25 protein-coding genes are annotated in these 22,714 nt (G+C 68.7%); 7 read left to right on the top strand and 18 right to left on the bottom strand.

Translation table 11 applies throughout. The annotated features are described in order from the left end of the window. Positions 1-16: 16 nt before the first annotated feature. The 3 genes from murB to murC are packed head-to-tail and all read right to left on the bottom strand — an operon-like array spanning position 17 to position 2,622. Entirely contained in the window at positions 17-922 is a 906-nt protein-coding gene (gene murB / locus AC07NI_RS00430; RefSeq protein WP_494614835.1) for a UDP-N-acetylmuramate dehydrogenase, read from the bottom strand. Between the two features lie 9 nt (positions 923-931). Then, the gene (locus AC07NI_RS00425) at positions 932-1,207 is read right to left on the bottom strand and encodes a hypothetical protein (protein ID WP_494614834.1); all 276 of its coding nucleotides are present in this window, start codon (positions 1,205-1,207) and stop codon (positions 932-934) included. Continuing rightward, on the bottom strand, positions 1,204-2,622 hold the full coding sequence (gene murC, locus AC07NI_RS00420; protein ID WP_494614833.1) for a UDP-N-acetylmuramate--L-alanine ligase: 1,419 nt from the start codon (positions 2,620-2,622) through the stop codon (positions 1,204-1,206). The genes AC07NI_RS00425 and murC overlap by 4 nt, the downstream gene beginning before the upstream one ends. Between murC and AC07NI_RS00415 the strand changes: the two genes are divergently transcribed. Both AC07NI_RS00415 and AC07NI_RS00410 read left to right on the top strand, forming a co-directional pair. Beyond that, positions 2,621-3,130, top strand: a complete 510-nt coding sequence (locus AC07NI_RS00415; RefSeq protein ID WP_494614832.1) for a hypothetical protein — start codon at positions 2,621-2,623, stop codon at positions 3,128-3,130. The genes murC and AC07NI_RS00415 overlap by 2 nt on opposite strands. Positions 3,131-3,162: 32 nt before the next feature. Continuing rightward, entirely contained in the window at positions 3,163-3,660 is a 498-nt protein-coding gene (locus AC07NI_RS00410) for a hypothetical protein (RefSeq protein WP_494614831.1), read from the top strand. Between the two features lie 34 nt (positions 3,661-3,694). Here AC07NI_RS00410 and AC07NI_RS00405 read toward each other — a convergent pair whose 3' ends face one another. Next, on the bottom strand, positions 3,695-3,976 hold the full coding sequence (locus AC07NI_RS00405) for a hypothetical protein (RefSeq protein WP_494614830.1): 282 nt from the start codon (positions 3,974-3,976) through the stop codon (positions 3,695-3,697). A 238-nt stretch (positions 3,977-4,214) separates the two neighbouring features. On the opposite strand from AC07NI_RS00405, the gene AC07NI_RS00400 reads away from it, so the two are divergent. Further along, positions 4,215-4,496 (top strand): hypothetical protein, encoded by a 282-nt coding sequence (locus tag AC07NI_RS00400; protein WP_494614829.1) that lies wholly within the window; start codon positions 4,215-4,217, stop codon positions 4,494-4,496. Positions 4,497-4,565: 69 nt separating this feature from the next. Then, on the top strand, positions 4,566-4,850 hold the full coding sequence (locus AC07NI_RS00395) for a hypothetical protein (protein ID WP_494614828.1): 285 nt from the start codon (positions 4,566-4,568) through the stop codon (positions 4,848-4,850). Between the two features lie 25 nt (positions 4,851-4,875). Here the strand turns inward: AC07NI_RS00395 and murG are convergent, their stop codons facing one another. The 3 genes from murG to AC07NI_RS00380 all read right to left on the bottom strand — a co-directional run bounded on the left by murG (position 4,876) and on the right by AC07NI_RS00380 (position 7,498). After that, complete coding sequence (gene murG / locus AC07NI_RS00390) at positions 4,876-5,961, bottom strand: undecaprenyldiphospho-muramoylpentapeptide beta-N-acetylglucosaminyltransferase (protein WP_494614827.1); 1,086 nt, start codon at positions 5,959-5,961, stop codon at positions 4,876-4,878. Position 5,962: 1 nt separating this feature from the next. Continuing rightward, a complete protein-coding gene (gene ftsW / locus AC07NI_RS00385) occupies positions 5,963-7,135 on the bottom strand; it encodes a putative lipid II flippase FtsW (protein ID WP_494614826.1) in 1,173 nt (390 codons plus the stop codon). Positions 7,136-7,222: 87 nt separating this feature from the next. Further along, on the bottom strand, positions 7,223-7,498 hold the full coding sequence (locus tag AC07NI_RS00380; RefSeq protein ID WP_494614825.1) for a hypothetical protein: 276 nt from the start codon (positions 7,496-7,498) through the stop codon (positions 7,223-7,225). Between the two features lie 260 nt (positions 7,499-7,758). Here AC07NI_RS00380 and AC07NI_RS00375 point away from each other — a divergent pair, with 260 nt between their 5' ends. Both AC07NI_RS00375 and AC07NI_RS00370 read left to right on the top strand, forming a co-directional pair. Continuing rightward, positions 7,759-7,971, top strand: a complete 213-nt coding sequence (locus AC07NI_RS00375; RefSeq protein ID WP_494614824.1) for a cold-shock protein — start codon at positions 7,759-7,761, stop codon at positions 7,969-7,971. Positions 7,972-8,062: 91 nt separating this feature from the next. After that, the gene (locus AC07NI_RS00370) at positions 8,063-8,419 is read left to right on the top strand and encodes a DUF6481 family protein (RefSeq protein ID WP_494614823.1); all 357 of its coding nucleotides are present in this window, start codon (positions 8,063-8,065) and stop codon (positions 8,417-8,419) included. On the opposite strand, the gene AC07NI_RS00365 is transcribed toward AC07NI_RS00370, so the two are convergent. Next, on the bottom strand, positions 8,416-8,847 hold the full coding sequence (locus AC07NI_RS00365; RefSeq protein WP_494614822.1) for a thioredoxin domain-containing protein: 432 nt from the start codon (positions 8,845-8,847) through the stop codon (positions 8,416-8,418). The two genes, AC07NI_RS00370 and AC07NI_RS00365, sit on opposite strands and share 4 nt — an antisense overlap. A 144-nt stretch (positions 8,848-8,991) precedes the next feature. Between AC07NI_RS00365 and AC07NI_RS00360 the strand changes: the two genes are divergently transcribed. Then, positions 8,992-10,008 (top strand): sensor histidine kinase, encoded by a 1,017-nt coding sequence (locus AC07NI_RS00360; RefSeq protein ID WP_494614821.1) that lies wholly within the window; start codon positions 8,992-8,994, stop codon positions 10,006-10,008. A 2-nt stretch (positions 10,009-10,010) separates the two neighbouring features. On the opposite strand, the gene AC07NI_RS00355 is transcribed toward AC07NI_RS00360, so the two are convergent. The 10 genes from AC07NI_RS00355 to AC07NI_RS00310 all read right to left on the bottom strand — a co-directional run bounded on the left by AC07NI_RS00355 (position 10,011) and on the right by AC07NI_RS00310 (position 22,677). Next, positions 10,011-12,050, bottom strand: a complete 2,040-nt coding sequence (locus tag AC07NI_RS00355) for a hybrid sensor histidine kinase/response regulator (RefSeq protein ID WP_494614820.1) — start codon at positions 12,048-12,050, stop codon at positions 10,011-10,013. After that, positions 12,043-13,545: an ATPase domain-containing protein gene (locus AC07NI_RS00350; protein ID WP_494614819.1), complete on the bottom strand. Its 1,503-nt coding sequence runs from the start codon at positions 13,543-13,545 to the stop codon at positions 12,043-12,045. The genes AC07NI_RS00355 and AC07NI_RS00350 overlap by 8 nt, the downstream gene beginning before the upstream one ends. A 120-nt stretch (positions 13,546-13,665) precedes the next feature. After that, entirely contained in the window at positions 13,666-15,081 is a 1,416-nt protein-coding gene (gene murD / locus AC07NI_RS00345) for a UDP-N-acetylmuramoyl-L-alanine--D-glutamate ligase (RefSeq protein ID WP_494614818.1), read from the bottom strand. Between the two features lie 13 nt (positions 15,082-15,094). Next, positions 15,095-16,207: a phospho-N-acetylmuramoyl-pentapeptide-transferase gene (gene mraY / locus AC07NI_RS00340; RefSeq protein ID WP_494614817.1), complete on the bottom strand. Its 1,113-nt coding sequence runs from the start codon at positions 16,205-16,207 to the stop codon at positions 15,095-15,097. Next, positions 16,207-17,604, bottom strand: coding sequence for a UDP-N-acetylmuramoyl-tripeptide--D-alanyl-D-alanine ligase (locus tag AC07NI_RS00335; RefSeq protein WP_494614816.1), 1,398 nt, complete (start codon positions 17,602-17,604; stop codon positions 16,207-16,209). Before AC07NI_RS00335 ends, mraY begins: the two co-directional genes overlap by 1 nt. Next, positions 17,597-19,057, bottom strand: coding sequence for a UDP-N-acetylmuramoyl-L-alanyl-D-glutamate--2,6-diaminopimelate ligase (locus AC07NI_RS00330; RefSeq protein ID WP_494614815.1), 1,461 nt, complete (start codon positions 19,055-19,057; stop codon positions 17,597-17,599). Before AC07NI_RS00330 ends, AC07NI_RS00335 begins: the two co-directional genes overlap by 8 nt. Next, positions 19,054-20,823 (bottom strand): peptidoglycan D,D-transpeptidase FtsI family protein, encoded by a 1,770-nt coding sequence (locus AC07NI_RS00325; RefSeq protein ID WP_494614814.1) that lies wholly within the window; start codon positions 20,821-20,823, stop codon positions 19,054-19,056. Before AC07NI_RS00325 ends, AC07NI_RS00330 begins: the two co-directional genes overlap by 4 nt. Then, positions 20,820-21,281 carry a cell division protein FtsL gene (gene ftsL, locus AC07NI_RS00320; protein WP_494614813.1) on the bottom strand — a complete coding sequence of 154 codons (462 nt, stop codon included), beginning with the start codon at positions 21,279-21,281 and terminating at the stop codon, positions 20,820-20,822. The genes AC07NI_RS00325 and ftsL overlap by 4 nt, the downstream gene beginning before the upstream one ends. Beyond that, complete coding sequence (gene rsmH, locus AC07NI_RS00315; RefSeq protein ID WP_494614812.1) at positions 21,278-22,213, bottom strand: 16S rRNA (cytosine(1402)-N(4))-methyltransferase RsmH; 936 nt, start codon at positions 22,211-22,213, stop codon at positions 21,278-21,280. Before rsmH ends, ftsL begins: the two co-directional genes overlap by 4 nt. Further along, positions 22,210-22,677, bottom strand: a complete 468-nt coding sequence (locus AC07NI_RS00310) for a division/cell wall cluster transcriptional repressor MraZ (protein WP_494614811.1) — start codon at positions 22,675-22,677, stop codon at positions 22,210-22,212. Before AC07NI_RS00310 ends, rsmH begins: the two co-directional genes overlap by 4 nt. Between the last annotated feature and the right edge of the window lie 37 nt (positions 22,678-22,714).

Below are 22,714 nucleotides of genomic sequence, written 5' to 3'. Positions count from 1 at the left end.
ACTGTCACACGTGCCCTCAGGCCGGGTGCCCGATCCGCTTGATCTCCCAGTCCAGCTGCACGCCGGTCTTTTCCTTGACGTCGGCGCGGACGGCCTCGCCCAGGCCTTCCAGATCGGCGGCGGTCGCCTCGCCCGTGTTGATCAGGAAGTTGCTGTGCAGCGGGCTGAACATCGCCCCGCCAAACGGCTTGCCGCGCCAGCCGGCCTCGTCGACCAGCTTCCACGACGAGTGGCCCGGCGGGTTCTTGAAGGTCGAGCCGCCGGTCTTCTCGCGGATCGGCTGGGTGGTCTCGCGACGCGACGTGATCTCGGCCATGCGGGCCTTGATCGCCTCGGGTTCGTCGGCGGCCCCTTCGAACACGGCGTCGAGCACGAAGACGGTGTCGCCGTCCTGCAGGGCGCTATGGCGATAGGTGTAGTGCAGGTCCTCGACGGACAGCTCACACACCTGGCCGGCGCGGTCCATGACCCGGACGGACTTCACGACATTGACGGTCTCGGAGCCGTAGCAGCCGGCGTTCATGATCACCGCGCCGCCGATCGTGCCGGGGATGCCGGCGTAGAATTCCAGCCCCGCGATCCCGGCCTCGGCCGCCTTGCGGGCCAGGATGGCGTCCGGCACGGCCGAGCCGGCCTTGATGCGGTTGTCGCCCAGCGGCTCGACGCCGTTGAAGCCCTTGCCCAGACGGATGATCACGCCCTCGACGCCGCCATCGCGGACCAGCAGGTTGGAGCCGACGCCGATCGCCAAGACAGGCACGGCCGGATCCAGGGCCTTCAGGAAGTCCGACAGGTCCTGCTCGTCGGCCGGCAGGAACACCACGTCGGCCGGACCGCCGACCCGGAACCAGGTGAACGGCGCCAGGGCTTCGTCGATCAGCAGCTTGCCACGGACGGTCGGGAGATTGGTTTTCCAGCTCATGCGGAGGCTCTAGCGCGTCCTGTATCGTTTCTCAAAGTGCTCGACCGCCCACCAGGACACGACGAGCAGGATGCCGGCGACGATCAGGGCGACGTGCGCCCAGTGCTCGGCGGGCGTGACATAGGTGACGCCGCCGGGCTGCTTCAGCGCCACGACGAACGGGCCGTCGGGCGCCTTGGGCCGCTGGGTGGTCAGCAGCTTGGTGAACCACCAGCTGCCGAACAGGTACGCGATCACCGCCACGACGATCGCGGCCTTGGTCGCGAGCCAGCGGTTGATCCTCACTTGCTCAGCGCTTCAAGCTGACCCGGCAGAGCGTAGGACCACGAGGTGATGTCGCCCGCGCCCAGCAGCACGACGAGGTCGCCGCTGGTGGCCTCGGCCGCGATCAGGGCCGGCAGGGCCGCGGGGCTCTCCAGCGGCAGGGCGCGGCGGTGGCCGAACTTCTTCAGGCCCTCGACCAGGTGGTCGCGGTCGACGCCCTCGATCGGCTGTTCGCCGGCCGTGTAGACGTCGGCGACGATCACCGTGTCGGCGTCGTTGAAGCAGCTGCTGAACTCGGTCATCAGGTCGCGCAGGCGCGTGTAGCGGTGCGGCTGGACCACGGCGATGACCTTGCCCGTCGAGACCGCGCGGGCGGCCTTCAGCACGGCGGCGATCTCGACCGGGTGGTGGCCGTAGTCGTCGACGACGCGGATGCCGTTGGCCACGCCCGTGGTGGTGAAGCGGCGCTTGACCCCGCCGAAGCCGGCCAGGCCCTTGCGGATGGACTCCGCGTCGACGCTGAGCTCGCGGGCCACGGCCACGGCGGCGGTGGCGTTCAGCACGTTGTGGTGGCCGGCCATCGGCATCTTCAGGCCGTCATAGCGGACGACCTCTCCGTTCAGCGGCGAGACGATGATGTCGAAGGTCGCGCCTTCCGGGCCCATCTCGATGTTGGAGACCCGGACCTCGGCCTGCGGGTTGGTGCCGTAGGTGACCAGGCGGCGGTTCTCGATGCGCGAGGTCAGGGCCTGGACTTCCGGGTGGTCGGTGCAGACCGCCGCGAAGCCGTAGAACGGGATGTTCTCGATGAAGTCCTGGAAGCCCTTCTTCACCGCGTCGAAGTCGCCCCAGTGGTCCAGGTGCTCGGCGTCGATATTGGTGACGATGGCCACGGTGGACTTCAGCTTCAGGAACGAGCCGTCGCTCTCGTCGGCCTCGACGACGATCCAGTCGCCCTCGCCGACCTTGGCGTTGGTGCCGTAGGCGTTGATGATGCCGCCGTTGACCACGGTCGGGTCCAGGTCGCCGGCGTCCAGCAGGGCCGCGACCATCGAGGTCGTGGTGGTCTTGCCGTGGGTGCCGCCGACAGCGATCGAGAACTGCAGGCGCATCAGCTCGGCCAGCATCTCGGCGCGGCGGACCAGCGGCAGGCGCTTGTCGCGACCGGCGACCATCTCGGGATTGTCGGCCTTCACGGCCGTCGAATAGACGATGGCCGACGCGCCCTCGACGTGGCTGGCGTCATGGCCGATGAAGATGCGCGCGCCCAGCTTCTCAAGGCGCTCGGTATTGGCGCTGGCCTTGGCGTCGCTGCCTTGGACGGTGTAGCCGATACGCAGCATGATCTCGGCGATGCCGGACATGCCAATGCCGCCGATGCCGATGAAGTGCACGGGGCCGAGTTCGAAGGGGACGGGGCGTCGACGCTGGATCATGAAAAGCCGATTAGACCAATTCCGCGCGCCGCGAAACGCCCTCCTGGCTCTCTTGATGTGCGTATCGCCAGCTTGGGCGCAGGCCCCCGCCCCTGCTCCGCTTGAGTTGCGCCTGGCCGATGTCGGTCGCTTCGCCGCGTTCGTCGACATGGGCGGCGTCCAGTGGACCGGCCGCACGGCGAAGCTCCGCGTGCTGCAGATCACCGAAGGCGGCTTCAAGGCCGGGGCCGAGGAGTTCTGGGGCGGCTGGCGTCACGAGGTGATCGACTGCGACGCCCGCACCATCGCCCACGCCGGCTTCGGCAGCATCCGCGCCGGCGGCCGCGAGGGGCCGGTGACGGGCGACCTGCGCCCCGCCACGCCCCTGCCGGCGGGCAGCACGGACGAGGCGGTGGCCAAGGTGGTCTGCGACGGCTGGAAGCCCTATGCAACCACGCCGATCGTCACTAGCGTGGCCCAAGCCGTGGCGATCGGACGCCCGCTCATCGAGAGCGGCGCGGAGCCTTGAGCGGCAGCAAACAGGAGCGTTCAGTGCGGCGTATGGCGGCGACCTTCCTCGGTCTGGCGGCGATGATGGCCTGTGCCGGCGACGCGATCTCGGCCCCGGTCGATCGCGGCGTCGTCAAGCTGCCGGAGGGACGTTTGCTGCTCGTCGCCGGCAATGAAGACGGCGCGGTACTGGTCGGCCTCGACAACATGATCCGGAAGGGCAACGAAGCCGTCGTGCTGGTCTACAGGGTCTTCGAACCGGCGCGCGTGCTCGACGGCGGCGTGACCATCTCCGAGGAAGCCGAGGTGCAGCGTTTCGACTGCGACGCCCAGAGCTACCAGAGCCTGGGAGCGTCCGAATACAACGCCGCCGGCGAGGAAGTCCTGTGGATGGAGGAAGAGCCGGTCAAGCCCGTCCAGCCGCGCACCATGACCTCCCGCGTCGCCGGCGTGGTCTGCGGCCAGGTGAAACTCCCGCCCGGCAACATCGCCAAGGATCGCGCCACCGCCAAGGCGATGGTGGCGCAGGCCCTGCAGGCGTCGCGCTAGCGCCGCCTCGAGGCCCGCGCCGGTCCGTTCGAGCCTACCACTCCGGCGGAAGATACGGGCCGCCCGCCGTGCAGATATACATGGGCTGAAGATCGTAATACGGCGTCGGAACCTGGGCGCGGACGACGTAAACGAAGTCGCCCGACTGGCCGCAGCCCTGGTCGGAGACCGAGCCCAGCAACTGGGTCTTCGCCGCGTCGGCGTAGTAGAAATAGGTGTAGGCGGTCAGCGGATCCTCGGCCATGGCGGCTGGAGCGCTCAGGGCGGCGAAGGCGGCCACGGCGCCGATCAGAACGGCTTTCATGCGGATGGTCATCGGAACTCTCCCATCTGAAATGCGCGACTACGCGCGGCCTGACCGTCCGTCAGATCGCATCTCATATCAATCTTTAGATGCATTATTGAATTTGCAATTTTAAGATTCATCATGATGCGCAACCCCACATCAAGCTTAACCTTGGATAGAAATATCCATTTCACATCTTAAGATTGACTCGCCGCGCGTCGCGGGCGGATGCTCCGGCCATCCTCATGGTGAGGAGGGAGGACATCAGATGAAGTCTAGCCTTCGTTGGAAATCGATCTGCGCCGCCGTCGCCTCGGCCGCCCTGGCCAATGGCGTGGTCCTGGTCACGCCCGCCGCCGCCCGGCCGCCGATCTGCGTGGAATGGGCCTGGCACAACTGCGACCCGGACTTCCCGCGCAACACGCCGGAATGGGGCGAGTGCTTCGACTACTACTCGACGCTCGGCTGCCCCTGGTGGGAAGGGCTGAGCGGCAAGAAGGCCCCCACGGCCGTCAAGCCCGAGGACATGCTGGCCTTCTCGCGCCAGTAGCGCCCCAGCGCGGCGCGGGCGTCCTTGCAGCGCCCGCGCTTGGCGCCGATCCAACCCGGAGGGAACAAGATGAAGCTCAGCCTGCGTTCCGCCTGCGTCGCCGTCGCGACGATCACGATGTGCAATATCCCGATTCTGGCCCAGCCGGCCCTGGCCGCGCCGCCGCCGGTCTGCATCCAGTGGGGTTGGATCAAGTGCGATCCGCTCTACCCCGACCGCTTCAGCCCTGAATGGGGCGCCTGTTTCGAATACTGGTCCGAGGCCGGCTGCCCGTGGTGGGATGGCTCGGCCATCGCCAAGCCGGCCCCGGCGACGGTCAAGCCGGAAGAGAAGGACGCGCTGGTCCGCCAGTAGCCACCGCTCGTGGGACGGGCGGCGCTTAACGCGCCGTCCGCTCCACCAGGTCCGCCAGTTCCTCGGCCGCGTTCGGCTTGGCCACGCTGCGGGCGCCGGCCGCCATCTTGGCGAGGCGTTCGGGGTTCTTGAGCAGGGCGTTCAGGGCGCCGGCCATGGCGTCCACCGTCAGCTCGTCCTCCAGGCACACGGCCGCGCCGCCCGCCTCTTCCAGAAGCTTGGCGTTGAAGCGCTGGTGGTCGTCGGCGGCGATCTTCAACGGCACCAGGATCGAAGGGCGGCCGGCGACGGCCAGTTCGGTGCAGGTCGAGGCGCCCGAGCGGCCGACGACCAGGTGGGCTTGGCGCAGATAGCCGGCCATGTCGCGGAAGAACGGCGCGACCTCGCAGTCGACCATGGCGTTGCGATAGATCTTGCGGGCGCTTTCCATGCTCTCGGCGCGGGCCTGCTGGAAGACCTTCAGGCGCGAACGCATGTCCTCGGGCAGCTTGGCGACGGCCTCGGGGATCAGCTCCGACAGCAGGCGCGCGCCCTGGCTACCGCCGGTGACCAGGATACGCAGCTGCACTTCCGGGGCGATATAGGGCACCTCGTAGAGCTCGCGCACCGGCGGACGCACGGGATTGCCGACCACATGGGCGCGGGCCTTCACGGCGGGCTTCGCCATCTGCAGCGTCGGGAAGGCGCAGGCCACCTCGTCGACGCGCGGGGCCAGGAAGCGGTTCACGCGGCCCAGGACCGCGTTCTGCTCGTGGATCACCGTCGGGCGCTTCTGGCTCAGCGCGCCCAGCAGGGCCGGCAGGGCGGGATAGCCGCCGAAGCCGACCACGACGGCCGGGTCCAGGCGCTTGAAGGCCGTCCGGGCCTCCAGCACGCCCTGCATGACCGTGAAGCCGGCCTTGATCATGCCCAGCGGGTCGTTGGACTTGGCCGTGGCGGCGGAAAGGGCGAGACGCTCCTCGGCCGGGAACTTGTCGGCATACATCGCGCCGCGATCGTCCGTGGCCAGAACGACGCGCCAGCCGCGCGCGGACAGGGCTTCAGCGAGCGCCTGGGCGGGGAACATATGGCCGCCGGTTCCCCCGGCGGCGACGACTGCCAGCTTGCTCATCTCAGGCGAAAGCGCCGCCGAGGCTGAACTCGCCGCTCGCCCCATAGGCGCCAGGGCGCTTGCGAACCAAAGCCAGGGCCATGCCCAGCGTCAAACCCATCGCGAGCATGGAAGAGCCCCCGTAACTGATGAACGGAAGCGTCATGCCCTTGGTCGGGATCATGTTCAAGTTCACGGCGATATTGATGATGGCCTGTTGCCCCACCAGCACGAACAATCCGGCGGCCGCGACCTGCTCGAACGGGTCGTTCAGCTTCATGGCCTTGTACAGCCCGCGCACCACCAGGAAGGCGAAGATGGCGATCAGGGCCCACGAGAAGATGAGGCCATATTCCTCGGCCGCCACCGAATAGATGAAGTCGGTGTGCAGGTCGGGCACGTGGCGCTTCATGACGCCCTCGCCCGGGCCGCGGCCGAAGAAGCCGCCGGCGCGGATGGCCTCTGCGGCGCGGGTGATCTGGTGGGTGTCGGCCTGGTCGGGGCTGAGGAACTTCTGCACGCGGGCGTGCACGTGGTCGAACAGGAAATAGGTCGAGCCCAGACCCGCCAGCGCCACCGCGCCCAGGCCCATGATCCATGAGATCGGCACCCCGGCCATCCAGAACGCCGCCCCGAAGGCGATGGTGATCAGCACGGTCTGGCCGACGTCAGGCTGGATCAACAGCAGGCCCACGGCGATGAAATAGAGCAGGAAGGCGATCGACACGCCGGGCACGCCCTCGCCCTTCTGGCCCTCGGCGAACATCCACGAGACTAGCACGATCAGGGCCGGCTTCATGAACTCGGAGGGTTGCAGGGTGAAGCCGCCGAACTGCAGCCAGCGCGTGGCGCCCTTGGCGTTGTGACCGATGAACGGCAGGGCGATCATGATCGCGATCGCGCCGATATAGATGAAGAAGGCCGTGCGCCGGATGCCCTTGGGCGACAGCATCGACACCATCAGCATCAGCACCGACGAGGCGGTGGCGAAGAAGCACATGCGGATGGCGAAATGGAACTGGTCGTCGATGCCGATCCGCTGAGCCGCGGCCGGGCTCGAGGCGAACGACAGCAGCATGCCCAGCGTGGCCAGCAGGGCCGTCGCGCCCAGCAGCCAGCGGTCGGTCGTCCACCACCAGATGCCGAGCGCGGTGCGGTCGGTGCGGGCGAAAGCGTGTGTCGCGTTGGAGGCCATGGCCGGAGAGTCGGACCGCAGGGTTAATCAAATCTTGCTGCGCTGTTCTACGCCGGTGGACATGCGTCGAAAAGCGTCGGGAAACGATCAGCGCAATTCGAAATAGGCGACCTCTCCGCCCTCTGTATGGGCGACCACGGCGATGTTCAGCGCCTCGCCGTCATCCAGCGTCAGGCGGCACTCGCCGGCCCGGAACGCCTGCCGAAGAATGTCCGGATCACCCGTGACGCTGCCCTTGCCGGTCTTGCGTCCGGCCGGACCACTGACGAGCAGCAGGGAGAAGGCCACGGCGCTGTCCTGGCGAGCGATCGTCAGCACGCCATCGCCGGTGCGGGGGAGCTTTTGGAGCTTGGCTACAGGCATCGAATACAACGCATAAAATTGAAAATCACGCCTCGTTATTACAGAACGAAATCTGTCACACGTAGAATAATATTCAGAAATTGCTTGCGTATTTCCAACCCGTAGCGCAGGGTATATTTCATCGAATATCGAACCGGTTCGGCCGCTCTCCACGCTTGCTCTTCGGATCGAGCCCCCGAGCCTCTCCAAATCCTCTCCGAAAATTTGATCACGTGGCTCGTCTCGGGTCACGCGTAGACTGACATGCAAGGAATACATCCATGGCTACCGGCACCGTGAAGTGGTTCAACTCCACCAAGGGCTTTGGCTTCATTCAACCCAACGACGGCGGCGCTGACGTGTTCGTGCACATCTCGGCCGTCGAACGCTCGGGCCTCGGCTCGCTCGACGAAGGCCAGAAGGTGTCGTTCGAACTCGAACGCGATCAGAAGAGCGGCAAGATGTCCGCCGGCCAGCTGCAAGCCGCCAGCTAAGGATCAGCCTGGCCCGGATGGATCATCCGGGCCAGGCGTCTGCTCTCCCACCTCTCGGTCCGCGCTTCGCGGTCCGGATACGAAAGCGACCATGAATCCATTAGACATCCGCCACTCGGACCGCCTGAAGACGGCCGCTGACGCCAAGGCCGCCCTGCTGGCCAAGTTCAAGCCGCGCGCCGCCAGCACCGACCCGCTGTTCGCCGAGCGCGCCACGCTGCGCGCCGAAGAACTGGCCCAGGTCCGTAAAGTCCGCGCCGACGCCAAGACCGCCGTCAAGCAAGCCGCCGCCGACACCGAAGCGGCCCGGATCGAGGCGCAGGCCGCGCTCGAAGCCGAAGCCCTCAGCGCCAAGCGCGGTGAGCGCAAGGAACGCAAGGCGCTGTCCGCCGCCGACGCCAAGGCCAAGCGCGACGCGCGCTACGCCGCCCGCAAGTCCCGGAACTAGGCCAGCGCCCGCCGCGTCCAGTCGACGATCTGCGGCGCGGTCATGGCTCCGGCCTGGCGAGCGATCACCTGACCGTCGCGATAGAGCACCAGCGTCGGGATGCTGCTGACGTTCAGCACCCCGGCCGCGGCCGGTTCGGCGTCGGAATCCAGTTTCAACAGGCGCACGGCCGGCTCCAGCTGGCGCGCTGCGGCCTCGAAGGCCGGGGCCATGCTCCGGCAGGGCCCGCACCACGGCGCCCAGACATCCAACAGCAGCGCCACGCCCTTGGTCATCCGGCGATGGCGATCCAGCGCCGCCCCGGTCACGGCCGTCGGCCCGCCGGTGAACAGCGGCGACTTGCACTGACCGCACTTGGCCGACAGCGGATCGCGATCCTGCGGCAGGCGATTGCCGGCTCCACAGGCGACGCAGACAAGCTGGGACATCGAAATTCCTTCAAATCCTGACCAGGATCAGATGGTCGGAGGCTCCAGCGAACGCAAGGCGGCCCCGGTTCCGCCTTGTCGTACAGGCTTCGCTTGAATTCGCCCGCCGGCCGGTCATCATACGATTGCAGGCAGGGGCGTAGAGTGGCCGACGAGGGATCCGACAAGGCTGTTCTGGAAGGCGTCGGGGCCTATTTCCTCAGCGTGGTCGAGGCCAGCCAGGACTGCATCCGCGTGATCAGCGCCGACGGCGCGGTCGAATACATGAACGCCCAGGGCCAGGCGCTGTTCGAGATCGACAATTTCGACGGCCGCAACCGCCAGCGCTACTGGCCCGACATGTGGCCCGACAAGAGCCGCGACACCGTCGAACAGGCCCTGCGCGCCGCGCTGGAGGGCAACGCCGTGGCCTTCCGCGCCTTCTGCCCGACGGCCCGGGGCTCGCCGCGCTGGTGGGACACCACCGTCTCCCCGATCCTGGAGGCCGGCCGGGTGATCCGGGTCCTGGCCACCTCGCGCGACGTGACCGGCGAGCGCACGGCCGAGACCCACCGCCAGCTGCTGGTCAACGAGCTGAACCATCGGGTCAAGAACACCCTGGCCACCGTCCAGTCGATCGCCAACCAGTCGCTGCGCAACGCCGGCGTCGAGACCTCGGTGCGCGACGCCCTGGAAGGCCGGCTGATGGCCATCGCCGCCACCCACAACGTGCTGACCGACCAGAACTGGTCCGCCGCCAGCCTGCGCCAGATCGTCGACGGCTCGGTGACGCCCTACAGCGCCCACCCCCGCCAGCTGACCATCACCGGCCAGGACCTGCAGGTCTCGCCCAAGCCCGCCGTGGTCATGGCCCTGGCCTTCCACGAGCTGGCCATCAACGCCCTGAAGCACGGAGCCCTCTCCGCCCCCAACGGCCATGTCGACATCCGCTGGTCGATCGATCCGGACGACCAGCTGATCATCGAATGGGCCGAACGCGGCGGCCCGGCCGTGCGGCCGCCGGAGCGGCGCGGCTTCGGCACGCGCATCGTCCAGACGGCCCTGCCCAACGAGCTGGGCGGCGCGGTGGCGTTGGACTACCGCGCGGACGGACTGAGGTGCTCGATCCGCTCGCCGCTGGCGGCGCTGGACAAGGTCGACGCGTTCATGCCGCTGGGCTGAACCTAGCCGACGGCGACGGCGCGCTCGCCCAGCGCCTTGCGGACGGCGACCGCCAGGTCGCTGACCTTGAAAGGCTTGCGCAGGACCGCCTCGGAATTGACCAGTTCCCGGATCGCGCCCGCGTCGGCGTAGCCGGTGATCAGCAACATGCCCAAGGCGGGAATGACCTGCCGCGCCCGCTTGGCGACCTGGGCGCCGTCCATGCCCGGCATGGCGAAGTCGACGACCATCAGGTCGGGCCGATCCTCGACGAGGCGCGCCAGCCCCTCCTGCCCGCCCGACGCCTCGGTGACGCGGTAGCCCAGCGAGCGCAGGCACTGGACCAGGAACCGGCGGACGCTGGGATCGTCGTCGATCACCAGGACGCGCTCGCCTTCGCTGAGCGGGGTCTCGTTCGGCGGGATGTCGCTGGGCCGGATGCGGTCGCTGGCCTCGGTGATCGGCAGCCAGATCTCGATCGTCGTGCCGACGCCGACCGTGCTGTCGATCCGCACCGTGCCGCCCGACTGGGTGGCGATGCCATAGACCTGGCTGAGACCCAGCCCCGTCCCCTTGCCTACGCTCTTGGTCGTGAAGAAGGGGTCGAACACTTTCTGCAGCAGCTCCTTGGGAATGCCGTGACCGGTGTCGCTGACGGCGATGACGACGTGGTCGCCGGGCTGCAGACCTTCATGCCACTCGTCGGAAATCCGGCTGGAGATGGTCACCGTGCCGCCGTCGCCCATGGCGTCGCGGGCGTTGATGGCCAGGTTCAGCACCGCCAGCTCCAGCTGGTTGGCGTCGGCCTTGGCCCGCGCGGCGCCGGCGGCCAGCGCCGTGCGGACCTCGACGGTGTGACCCAGGGTCCGGGTCAGCAGGTCGTCCATGCCGGCGATCAGCGCGTCGACCTCCACCGGCTGCAGGTCCAGCTGCTGGCTGCGCGAGAAGGCCAGCAGCTGCGCGGTCAGCTTGGTGGCGCGCTCGACGCCTTCGCGGGCGTTGGCGGCCATGCGCTTGACCCGCTCGTCGTCGCTGCGCCGTTCGATCATGTCGATATTGCCGACGATGGCGGTCAGCAGGTTGTTGAAGTCGTGGGCGATGCCGCCGGTCAGCTGGCCGATAGCGTCCATCTTCTGGGCCTGGACCAACGCGGCCTGGGCCTGCTCGCGCTCGCTGATCTCGGCCAGCAGCCGCTCATTGGCGCGCTGAAGCTCGCCGACGCTGTCGGCGATGCGCTGCTCCAGCGTCTCGTTCAGCAGCCGCAGCTCCGCCTCGGCGGTCTTGCGGGCGGTGATGTCGAGGCTGATCCCCGACATCCGCCGCGGCTCGCCGGGCTGGATCCGGTTGAGCCGACCGCGCACCTGCACCCAGTGCAGCGAGCCATCCGGCCAGAAGATCCGGTACTCGACGTCGTAGTCCTCGGCGCGGGCGATCGAGGCGTCCAGCGCGCCCGCGCGCAGGGCCACGTCCTCGGGATGGACGGCCGCCTCGATGCCGGCCAGCGTCAGCGGTTGGTCGGGCGCGTGGCCGAAATGGGCGCGCGTCGCCGTCGAGGTGGTCAGCGCCCCGCTGTCGAGGTCCAGGTCCCATGCGCCCAGCTTGCCGGCCTCCAGGGCGAAGCGCAGCTGCTCCTCGGCCTTGGTCTGGGCATGCAGATGGTCGCGGGCGACATACTGGCGATGGCGGGCGCGGATCGCCGAATGCGCCGCGCTGATCAGCGTCTCGGCGTTGATCGGCCGCTCCAGCAGCACGATGTTGCCGATGCCTTTGAGCCGCTCGGCGTCGGCCTGGGTCCGCTTGCCGGGCTGCTTGGTGACCAGCACGATGAACGGGAAATCCGACCAGGTCGGCTGATGGGCCAGCCAATCGGTCAGAGCGTCGGTGGCCCCCTGGGCCAGCGCCTCTTCCGTCAGGATCGCCGCGCCGGCCTCGTCGCCCAGCGCCTCCGTCAGCGCGCCGAGATCGTCGCAGATCTGCGAGGCGTGACCGACATGGCCCAGGGTCTCGGCGATGACCGCCGCGTCGCGCCCGCGCGGCGCCAGGATGAGGATCGGTTTAGGCATCCGCCGGCCGACTTTTCTCCTCGCCCAGCATGTCGATCTTGCCCTGGTAGGATGGCAGGCCAGACATCACGCCCTGGAAGTCGGTCAGCGCCTGGCCGACCTCGATGCCGTGCCCAGTCAGGCGGATCTCGCGGATGGTCTTCTCGTGCGCGGCCATGCGGCTCTTGACCGCCGAGACGGCCGTCAGCACCGAGCCGGCGGCCTCGAAGAAGCGGAACAGCAGAATGCCGTCGCTGAGGTAGCTGAGGTCGATGTCGCTGCGGACCTCGCCGATGAAGCCGTGCTGGCCCAGGATCAGCAGCGTCACCACGCCCTGCTGATTGAGATAGGTCAGCAGCTCGTGCATCTGCAGCAGCAGGAACTTCTGCCCGGGCATAGCCTGGAGGTAGGCGTTGAGGCTGTCGATGACGATGGTCCGCGCGCCCAGGCGCTCCACCGCGTCGCGGACGTGGAACGCGAACTCGCCGGGCGACAGCTCGGCCGGATCGATGGCGCGCACGACCAGTCGGCCGTTGTCGATATAGGGCCGCAGGTCCATGCCCAGCGCCTTCGAGCGCGTCAGCAGCGTCGTCAGGCCTTCGTCGAACAGATAGTAGGCGACCGTCTCGCCGCGCTCGAGCGCGGTCAGGGCGCAGCGCACCGACGTGGTGGTCTTGCCCACGCCCGACGGGCCGCTGATCAGGGTGTTGGTGCCGCGCGTCAGCCCGCCGCCCATCAGCGCGTCGATGCCCGGCGCGCCGGTGGAGACCATCTCCTGGGCGAAGGTCGCCGGGTGATGGGCCGCCACCAGCCGCTCGAAGACCCGGATGCCGCCGGTGTCGAGCGAGAAGTCGTGGAAGCCGCCGCGGAACTTGATGCCCCGCATCTTGACCACCTCCAGCTGGCGGCGCTGAGCGCCGTATTCCTGGGTCATGCGGCGCAGGCTGATCACCCCGTGGGCGATGCTGTGCAGCTGCAGGTCGCCATCCTCGGCGGTCTGGTCGTCGAGCAGCAGCACCGTGCAGCGGCGGGTGGCGAAGAAGTGCTTCAGAGCCAGGATCTGGCGGCGGTGGCGCAGCGGGTTCTGAGCCAGCAGCCGCATCTCCGACAGGCTGTCGAACACCACGCGGAGCGGCTTGGTCTCCTCGACCTGCTTCATCACCCCGCGCGTCGTCTCGCCCAGCTCGACGTCGGACGGGTGCAACACCGACTGCTCGCTGTCGGGGTCCAGGCCCTCCTCGCTGACCAGTTCGAACAGGTCGATACCGTCCAGCGACCAGCCATGGCTGGCGGCGGCGGCCTTCAGCTCCGGTTCGGTCTCCGACAAGGTGATGTAGAGCCCGCTCTCGCCCAGTTCGCGCCCCTTGAGCAGGAACTGCAGCGCCAGGGTGGTCTTGCCCGAGCCGGGCGTGCCCTCGACCAGATAAATGCGATCGCGGGTCAGACCGCCGCCCAGGATGTCGTCGAGTCCGGGCACTCCGGTGCTGACACGGCTCTCGACCTTGACCTCAGACATGCTCGCTCCGCAAAGGACGCGCCGGCCCCCTAGGCGGCGCACAGCGGTTCAACGCCGAAGCCAAGGCTAAGTTCAGTGGGCGCGTGCCCGATATGCGGAGACGGTGAAGCTGGCCCGCTTCTAGGCGACGGCCGACTTGCTGCCGCTGGCCGTCAGCCCGTTGACGGCGGCGCGGAACGCCTCGCCCCGGGCCTCGAAGTCGCTGAATTGGTCGAACGACGCGCAGGCCGGCGACAGCAGCACCACCGCGTCCTCGCCGCTGGCCGCCGCGTCGGCATAGGCCTGCTGCACGGCCTTCTCCAGCGTGCCGCTCATCTTGACGTCGGCCTTGCCGGCCAGGGTCGTGGCGAAGACGTTGGCGGCCTCGCCAATCAGATAGGCCTTGGCGATGCGCGGGAAGAGGTCCTTCAGGTCGTCGATGCCGCCGGCTTTCGCCACGCCGCCGCCGATCCAGTAGAACTTCGGATAGCTGGACATCGCCTGGCGGGCGGCGTCGGCGTTGGTGGCCTTGCTGTCGTTGACGAAGCGGACCTTGCCGATCTTGCCGACCGTCTCCATCCGGTGCGCCAGGCCCGGGAAGGTCATCAGACCCTCGACCGCGTCGTGGGCCGGGATGCCGATGGCGCGGGCGGCGGCGTAGGCGGCCGCGGCGTTCTGCCAGTTGTGGCGGCCCGGCAGGCTGCGGGCGCGCAGCAGGTCGGCCATCTCCACTACCCGCTCACCGGTCGCGTCGTAGAGCACGCCTTGCAGGGCGTAGACGCCCCGGCCCATGGCCTTGCCCGAGCTGATCGGCCAGATGGTGCGGCGGTTGGCGGCGGTGATCTCGGTGCAGATCTGCTGGCACCACGGATCGTCGACGCCGATGATGGCGGTGTCGCCCTTGCCCTGGTTCAGGAAGATCCGGCGCTTGGCGGCGATGTAGCCGTCCATGCCGCCGTGACGGTCCAGGTGGTCGGGCGAGATGTTCAGCAGCACCACCGCGTCGGGCTTCAGGCTCGACGTCAGGTCCAGCTGGTAGGACGACAGCTCCAGCACGTAGACCGCGCCACCATGCATGTCCTCAAGGCCCAGGACGCCGAGGCCGATATTGCCGCCGACCCGCGTATCGCGGCCGGCCGAGGCGCAGAGGTGGCCGACCAGGGCGGTCGTCGTCGACTTGCCGTTGGTGCCGGTGATGGCGATGATCTTCGGGCGCTTGTGCACCGGCGCGGCGTTGACCGTGCGGGCGAAGAGCTCGACGTCGCCCAGCACCTCGACGCCGGCGGCCTTGGCCTTCTCGACGGTCCAGTGGGGCTTGGGATGGGTCAGGGGCACGCCCGGCGACAGCATCAGGGCGGCGAACTGGGACCAGTCGGCGGCTTGCAGATCGACGACGGGGAAACCCTCGGCGGCCGCGGCTTCGCGGCTCTCCGGTTTCTCGTCCCACAGGGCGACCTTCGCCCCACCCGCGATCAAGGCGCGCGCGGCCGTCAGTCCGGTCCGGCCCAGGCCGAACACCGCGACGGTCTTGTCCTCGAATCCGCGGACGGGGATCATAGTCTCAGTGCTCCTAGCGCAGCTTCAGGGTGGCGAGGCCGACGAAGGCCAGGATCATCGACACGATCCAGAAGCGGACCACGACGGTGGACTCGGCCCAGCCCAACTTCTCGAAATGGTGGTGGATCGGCGCCATCAGGAAGACGCGCTTGCCGGTCTTCTTGAAGTAGGCGACCTGGATCATCACGCTGAGCGCCTCGGCCACGAACAGACCGCCGACGATGCCCAGGACCAGCTCGTGCTTGGCGCAGACGGCGATCGCGCCCAGCGCGCCGCCCAGGGCCAGCGAGCCGGTGTCGCCCATGAAGATCTTGGCCGGCGGGGCGTTGTACCAGAGGAAGCCCATGCCCCCGCCGATGATCGCGCCGCACAGCACCGCCAGCTCGCCGACGCCCGGCGCGAAGTGCAGGTTCAGATAGTCGGCGAACTTGTAGTTGCCCACGAGGTAGGCGATCAGGCCGAAGGTCGAGGCGGCGAACATCACCGGCACGATGGCCAGGCCGTCCAGGCCGTCGGTCAGGTTCACGGCGTTCGAGAAGCCGGCGATCGTCACGGCCGCGAAGGCCACGTAGAACCAGCCCAGATTGATCACCAGCGCCTTGAAGATCGGGAAGACCACGCTGGTCTCCATGCCCGGGGTCATCGGCGACTTGGGCGCGAACTGGACCAGGATCACGGTGGCGATGATGGCCACCACGAACTGGGCGATCAGTTTCTGGACGCTGGAGAGGCCCGCCGTGGTCTGCTTGGTGACCTTGGCGTAGTCGTCCATGAAGCCCAGGACGCCGTAGCTGCCGGTGACCAGCAGCACGACCCAGACGTGGATGTTGCGCAGGTCGGACCACAGCAGGGCGCCGACGAACAGGCCGGCCAGGATCATGAAGCCGCCCATGGTGGGCGTGCCGGCCTTCTCGGTGACGTGACGGGCGATGCCGTCGGTGCGGATCGGCTGACCCTTGCCCTGCTTGGCCTTCATCCAGCGGATGAAGCGCGAGCCCATGGCCACGGCGACGATATAGGCGGTCAGCATCGCCATGCCCGACCGGAAGGTCAGGTACTTCAGCAGATTCAGCATCGGCACGTGCTCTTGCGAGCGCGCCAGCCATTCGTACAGGAAGTACAGCATCAGCCCTGTTCTCCAAGGTCGAGCTCCGCCAGGGCCCGGGCGAGAACCCCGGCCTTGGAGCCGTTCGACCCCTTCACCATCACCACGTCACCCGGACGGATTGCCCCCGCCAGCTGCGCCGTTAACTTTTCAGTAACTTCCGCGTAGCCGCCTCGCCGAGTCGGCGGAAGCGCCTCCCACAGCGATTTCATGTGGACGCCTGCGACAAAAACGACGTCAACGTTTGCATGGTCGATCGGCCCTGCAAGCTCGGCGTGAAACCGGTCGCTGCCCTCGCCCAGTTCGAGCATATCGGTCAGCGCCACGACCCGGCGACCGGCGACCTTGCGCGCGCCGAGGGTCTTCAAGGCGGCCTGCATCGAGACTGGATTGGCGTTGTAGCTCTCGTCGACGAGGGTGAAGGTTCCGCCGTCGATGCGGACGGTCTTCTCGGCCCCACGGCCCTCGATCGGGGCGAACGCGGCCAGGGCGGCGAGCGCGGTTTCGCGCGAGACGTCCAAGGCTTCCAGCATCAGCAGGACGCACAGGCTGTTGGGGCCCCAGTGGACGCCGGTCTGGCGGATCGGGAAGCTCAGGGGCTCGCCGCGCAGGCTCAGCGAGACGACCGCGCCTTCACCGTCGACCGAGAAGCCGGTCAGGCGCGCCGTCGCGCCCTCGGTCTCGCCGAAGCTCCAGACGGTCGCGCCGGCCTTCTCGGCCTCGGCCTTCAGCAGGTCGAACCACTTGTTGTCGGCGTTGAGCACGGCGACGCCGCCGGGTTGCAGGCCGGCGAAGATCTCGGCCTTGGCGCGCGCCACGCCCTCTTCGTTCTCGAAGTTCTCCAGGTGGACCGGGCCCACCGTGGTGATCGCCACCGCGTGCGGCTGGACGAAGCCCGACAGCGGTACGATCTCGTCGGCGTGGTTCATGCCGATCTCGAACACGGCGCGCTGGGTGTCGCGCGGCATCCGGGCCAGGGTCAGGGGCACGCCGATGTGGTTGTTGTAGCTCTTCACCGAGGCGTGGGCCTTGCCCGCCAGGCGCAAGCCGGCCTCGACGGCGCGGGTGACGCTGGTCTTGCCGACCGAGCCAGTCACCGCCCCGCGCTTGCACTGCGGCGCGCGTTCGCGGGCGGCGACGCCCAACAGCTCTAGGGCCTTGAAGGTGTCCTCGACCATGACGGCCGGAGCGTCGACGGCCTTGGCGGCCAGCACGCCCGTCGCGCCGGCGGCCACGGCCTGCGGGACGAAGTCATGGCCGTCGCGCACGCCGACCAGCGGCACGAACAGGTCACCCGCCTCGACGGTGCGGGTGTCGATCGAGATGCCAGTCACGGCGAAGTCGCCGGCGACCTTGCCGCCGACCGCTTGCGCGATCTCGTCTGCCGTCCATAGAGCGTTTTGGGGCGCTTCAGGCATCGACGCCCTCCAGCGCTTCGAGCGTTTCGGCTACGTCGTCGAACGGGTGGACGACGCCGGCGACGATCTGGCCCTGCTCGTGGCCCTTGCCGGCGATGACCAGCACGTCGCCCTCCCCCATCAGCTCGACGGCGGCGCGGATGGCCGCGCGGCGGTCGCCGATCTCGCGGGCGCCCGGCGCGGCTTCCAGGATGGCGGCGCGGATCGAGGCGGGGTCTTCCGAGCGCGGGTTGTCGTCGGTGACGATGGCGATGTCGGCCAGCTTGGCGCCGATCGCGCCCATCAGCGGACGCTTGCCGCGATCGCGGTCGCCGCCGGCGCCGAACACGGCGATCAGCTTGCCGCGCGTGTGCGGACGCAGGGCTTCCAGCACCGTTTGCAGGCCGTCCGGCGTGTGGGCGTAGTCGACATAGGCCTCGCCGCCCTTGGGGCCACGGCCAACGCGCTGCAGGCGACCGGCCGCGCCTTCCAGGCTCTCCAGGGCCTTCAGCACCTTGCCGATGTCCTCGCCGGCGGCGACGCACAGGCCGGCGGCGACCAGCACGTTCGAGGCCTGGAAGGCGCCGGCCAGCGGCAGCTTGATGTGGTGGACGACGTCGTCGGCCTCGATGACCAGGTCCTGGCCGGCCGGGGTCGGGGTGCGCGAGATCAGGCGCAGGCCCTGGCCGTCCTCGCCCACCGAATAGACGCTCTGGCCCGAGGTCACGGCAGCCGCGGCGAAGTTCGGGAAGGCCTCGCTGTCGGCGTTCAGCACGGCGGTCGCGCCGCCCGGCGTCAAGGTGTCGAACAGGCGCAGCTTGGCGGCGCGATAGGCCTCCATCGAGCCGTGATAGTCCAGGTGGTCCTGGGTGAAGTTGGTGAAGCCGGCGGCCTTCAGCTTCACGCCATCGACCCGGCGCTGGTCGACGCCGTGCGAGCTGGCTTCCAGCGCCAGGTGGGTGACGCCCATCTCGGCCAGGCGCGCGACCATCTCGGCCACGTCGCCGGCGTCCGGCGTGGTCAGGCCGGGCGGGGTCAGTTGCTGATCCGGTTGGCCCGCTTCGCTGACGACGACGCCCAGGGTGCCCATGCTGGCGGCCTTGTGGCCCAGCTTGGCGAAGATCTGGCGCGCGAAGCCGGCGACCGAAGTCTTGCCGTTGGTGCCGGTGACGGCCACGCACATGGCCGGCTGCTTGCCCCAGAAGGCCGACGAGGCCAGGGCGTAGGCGCGGCGGGCGTCTTCCGAACGGACCACCGGAACGCCCAGCCCCTCAAGCCCGCCCTCGGGGGCCAGGATGGCGGCGGCGCCCTTGGACACCGCGCCCGGCGCGAAATCGCGGCCATCGACCTTGGTCCCCGGCAGGGCGGCGAACAGCCAGCCGGCCGTGACCTTGCGGCTGTCGGCGGTGACGCCGGCGATCACCGGATCGTTGGCGAAGGGGCGGTTGAACAGTTCCGACAGATGTCTGGTCATAGTCCCGCCCCCGGTACGGCGCTCTTGGGTTGACTGGCGATGGTCACCAGCTCGGTCTTGCGTTGCACGCCCAGGAACGGGGCGATGCGGTCGATCACCTTGCCGGCCGGCGGCGCGCCGACCCAGCCGCCCGTCGAGAAGCCGAACGACTTGGCCGTGCCATGCGGCTCGTCCATCAGGATCAGGACGAAGTAACGGTCGGCCTCCACCGGGCCGTCGGTCGGGAACACCGCCGCGAACGACGAGACCTGGCGCTGGTGGTTGTAGCCGCGGATCGACGGGTCGTACTTCTCGCCGGTGCCGGTCTTGCCGCCGACCGACAGGCCGGGCACGTCGGCCTTGCCGCCGCTGCCGCCCTGGCCGGGCACGACATTGGCCCGCATGATCCTCAGCATCTCGGCCGAGGTCGCCTCGGAGATCACCCGCTTACCTTCCGGACGCACGCCCGGCGGCAGCTTGCGGATGGTCAGCGGGATCGACTCGCCGCCGTTCAGCAGCGCGCCCATCGCTTGAGCGAGGGCCAGCGGGCTGACGTTCATGCCGTGGCCGAACGAGGTGGAGGCCACCGCGTCCATGTCCCACTTGCGCGGGGTCAGCGGCCGCGCGGACTCCATCAGTTCGACCTTGGCCGGCTTGGTCAGGCCCAGGTTGGTGAAGTACTGGCTGAGGCGCTCGCCGCCGATCTTCTCGGCCAGCATGGCCGTGCCGATGTTCGACGAGTGCTTGAACACCTCGACCAGGGTCAGGATGGCCTTGGCCGCGTGGTAGTCGTGGATCGTGCGGTAGCCCAGCTTGAAGGGCTCGCGCGCGTCGAAGGTCGAGGCCGGGGTGGCCACGCCGGTGTCCAGGCCGATCGCGACGGTGAACGCCTTGAAGGTCGAGCCCATCTCGTAGACCGAGGCCGCCGCGCGGTTCAAGCGCTGGTCGTCGGTGGCGTCACCGGCCTTGTTGGCGTCGTAGTCGGGATAGCTGGCCAGGCCCAGGATCTCGCCGGTGTGGACGTTGGTGACCAGGCCCACGGCGCCCTTCGGGGTGAACTCGGCCGCGCCCTTGCGCAGCTCGTCCTCCAGCGCCGCCTGCACGCGCACGTCGATCGACAGCTGGGTCGGGCCGCCCTCGCCGCCCGCCGCCTTGCGGATCGGATCGTCCAGGGCGCGCTCGGCGCCGGCCAGGCCCTTGCCGCCGCTGTCGACGAAGCCGATCAGGTGCGCGGCCGTCGGACCCAGCGGGTACATCCGGCGCTCCTGCTCCTCGAACGAGATGCCGGGCAGGCCCAGATTGAAGATGGCGTCCTTCTCGTCGGGCGTCAGGCCGCCCAGGACGAAGGCGCGGTGATCGCCGAACACGGCCTTGTCCAGGCGCTTGGCCGGCACTTGCGGCAGGGCCTTGCCCAGGGCGCGGCGCACTTCCTTGGCGTCCCAGACCTCGCGCGGATCGACATAGAGCGCGTAGTGGGCCAGGTCGACGGCCAGCAGCTTGCCGTTGCGGTCGACCACGTCGCCGCGCGCGCCTTCCGCGCCCTGGGCGTAGCCGTTGCCCTTGCCGGCGTTCGAGAACAGCGCCGCCCAGCCCGCGCCCAGGCCAACGCCGACGAAGCACAGGCTGAAGAAGCCCATGACCAGGAAGATGCGGATGCGGGTGTCGTCTTCGGGCTTGGCCTGGGCGCGCGAGCGCTCGAAGGCGTGCTCCAGGCGCCAGACGCGCTCGATCAGCCACCGCCAGATCGCGGGCTGGAAGCCACCGGGACCGAGGTTCGAGAGGCTCATCGCGGAGCCTCCGGAGCTTGCGGCTTGGGCGTCGGAGGCGGCGGCGGAAGCGAAGCGTCGTCCGGCAGGGCTTCCGGCGCATCGGCGGCCAGGGCCTCGGGCGCGACCGGCGCGGCCGAGATCGGGGCGCGCGGCAGCTCGCGGCGGCGCGCGACGTCGATCAGGGCGTCCTCGGTGATCTCGTGGTCCGGCGTGATCGGCTTCAGCTGCATCATCTGCGCCAGCTGCTCGATGCGACGCGGCTGTTCCAGGTGAGCGACCTCGGCCTCGAGCAGGCGCTTGCGCACGCCCTCGTCGACGATCTCCTGCTCGATGCGGCTGATCTCCTGGCGCTCGCGACCGGCGAAGGTCTTGGCCAGATAGACGCTGGTCACCAGGGTCAGCAGCACGCCCATGCCCGCGACCTCGACGACGCGGAAGCCCCGGATGCGGCGATCGAACAGGCCGACACTGGTCATGCGCTGGCCTCCCAGACGGGGGCCTCGGTGCGCACGGCGGCGCGCAGCTTCGACGAGCGGGCGCGCGGATTGACGGCCAGCTCGGCCTCGCCCGGCGCGATGGCCTTGTTGGCGATCAGCTGGAAGCTGGACGGCGCGCCGGCGGCGACGGGCGGCGCATGGCGCGAACCGCCGGCGGTGCGCCCGGCCCGCTCGGCCAGGTAGTTCTTGACGATGCGGTCTTCCAGCGAGTGGAAGGTCACCACCGCCAGGCGGCCGCCCGGCTTCAGGATCCGCTCGGCGGCGGCGAGACCCGCCTCCAGCTCGGCCAGCTCCTCATTGACCGCGATGCGCAAGCCTTGGAACGAGCGCGTGGCCGGGTGGACCTTGGCGCCTTTGCGACCGCCCAGAGCGCGCTCGATCACATGCGCCAAGTCCAGGGTGCGCTCGAACTTGCGCTCCTCGCGGCGGCGCACCAGGAAACTGGCGATCCGGCGCGAGGCGTGTTCCTCGCCATAGACATAGAGGATGCGGGCCAGCTCGGTGTGGTCCAGCTCGTTGACGAGGTCGGCGGCGGTCGGGCCGGTGTCGCTCATCCGCATGTCCAGCGGACCGTCGCGCATGAACGAGAAGCCGCGCTCGGCCTCGTCCAGTTGCATGGACGACACGCCGATATCCAGCACCACGCCGTCGACCGACTGCGGCGCGAAGTGCTCGGCCATCTGCGAGAAGCGGTCCTGGATCAGGCGGAAGCGGTCGGCCGGCAGGCCTTCGGTGAACTTCAGGACGGTGGGATCACGGTCAAAGCCCACGACCGTCGCGCCGGTGGCCAAGATGGCGCGCGTATAGCCGCCCGCGCCGAAGGTGCCGTCGATGATGGTCTCGCCCGGCTTGGCGTCCAGGGCCTCGACGATCTCATTCAGCAGGACCGAGATGTGCGGGGCTTCGCTCACGACGCGCTCCCGAACTTGGCCACGCGCTGCTGGGCGCGCAGGGCCGCGAGGCCTTCCCGGGCCAGATCGCGTTGCGTCGCGCGATGGGCCTGGAAGGCCTCGCGCGACCAGATCTGAAAACGCTCACCCATACCGACGACGGCTACCCAATCCGTGAGACCGCACGTTTCGCACAGCTGATCGGGAAGCGTAATGCGACCAGCTGTATCAAACGTCAGCTTGGCCATGCCGCCCAGGATGCTGGTTTCCAGCGCCGAGCGCGTCGGATCGCCGAACGGCATCTCCTCGATCACGCTCACATAGCGGTCGAACAAGGCCTTTCCGCCCGCTTCCAGGCAGTCGGCCTCGATCGAGGGGAAGCAGAAGATGCCGTCGAACATGCCGGAGACGGCCGCGCGGAATTCCTGCGGCACAACGATGCGCCGCTTGCTGTCGAGCTGTTTCTCGAACGTCGAGAGAAACACTGAAGCTTAAACCCCGCCAAACCCATGCCGGTCGGCG

Source organism: Caulobacter sp. GW821-FHT10E02, assembly GCF_059415225.1.
Note: the sequence above shows the minus strand (reverse complement) of the source record. Positions and strands in the feature narration are given on the sequence as shown.